Origin of the sequence: Xanthomonas sp. SHU 166 (assembly GCF_000364685.1) — a bacterium.
In the GTDB taxonomy this organism is placed as follows: Bacteria; Pseudomonadota; Gammaproteobacteria; order Xanthomonadales; family Xanthomonadaceae; genus Xanthomonas_A; species Xanthomonas_A sontii.
Genome location: NZ_AQOJ01000099.1, coordinates 1 through 952 on the forward strand (window position 1 = coordinate 1; position 952 = coordinate 952).

Sequence of the window (952 nt, forward strand, 5' to 3'; positions counted from 1 at the left end):
CGTCGGCGCACAGGATCCAGTCGAACTCGGCAAAGTCGCGGTCGCGCAGTTGCCGGGCGCGCAGGCCGGCGATGTCCACGTCATGGGCGGCGGCGCAGGCGACCGCGCGCCGGTCCGGCGGCTCGCCGCAGTGCCAGTCGCCGGTGCCGGCCGAGTCGACCTCCACCACACTCGCCAGCGGCGAGCGCTGCAGGTGGTGGCGCAGCGCGCCCTCGGCCATCGGCGAACGGCAGATGTTGCCCAGGCACACCAGCAGCAGCTTCATGCCTGCCCCTGCAGGTAGGCCTCGGCGCGCGCCAGGTCCTCGGGCGTGTCCACGCCCGGCGGGAACGGCGCCGGCGACAACGCCACCGCGATGCGGAACCCGGCTTCCAGCACCCGCAACTGCTCCAGCGACTCGATCCGTTCCAGCGTGCCCGGCGGCATCGCCGCGAACCGGCGCAGGAAGCCGGCGCGATAGGCGTAGATGCCGATATGCCGCAGCCACGGGCCGGGCAGCGGCAACTGCGTCTGCGAGGCGGCGAAGGCGTCGCGGTGCCAGGGGATCGGTGCGCGGCTGAAGTACAGCGCATCACCGGCGGCGCTGCGCACCAGCTTGACCACGTTGGGATCGAACAGGTGCTCGGCCGCGTCCACCGGCGTGCCCAGGGTCGCCATCTCGGCGCCGCTGTCGGCCAGGGTCCGGGCCACCGCGACGATGCCGGCGACCGGTGCGAACGGCTCGTCGCCCTGCAGATTGACCACCAGGGTCGCATCGTCCCAGCCGGCGATGTCGGCGCACTCGGCCAGGCGGTCGGTGCCGGAGGCGTGGTCGGCAGAGGTATTGGCCACATGCACGCCGTCCAGGTCGGCCACGGCGGCGGCGATGCGGGCATCGTCGGCGGCTACCCACACCTGGGTGGCACCGGCGGCGAGGGCACGCCGCGCCGCGTGGCGGACCAGCGGCTCGCCA

Annotated in this window: 2 protein-coding genes; both read right to left on the reverse strand. The window is 73.9% G+C overall.

Annotated features, from left to right (window positions below; genetic code table 11):
* Positions 1 to 265: low molecular weight protein-tyrosine-phosphatase (locus D180_RS04160; protein WP_017911799.1), on the reverse strand; the 265-nt coding region annotated here is incomplete at its 3' end.
* Positions 262 to 942, reverse strand: a complete 681-nt coding sequence (kdsB, locus tag D180_RS04165) for a 3-deoxy-manno-octulosonate cytidylyltransferase (RefSeq protein WP_081616391.1) — start codon at positions 940 to 942, stop codon at positions 262 to 264. The genes D180_RS04160 and kdsB, both read right to left, overlap by 4 nt.
* Positions 943 to 952 lie beyond the last annotated feature (10 nt).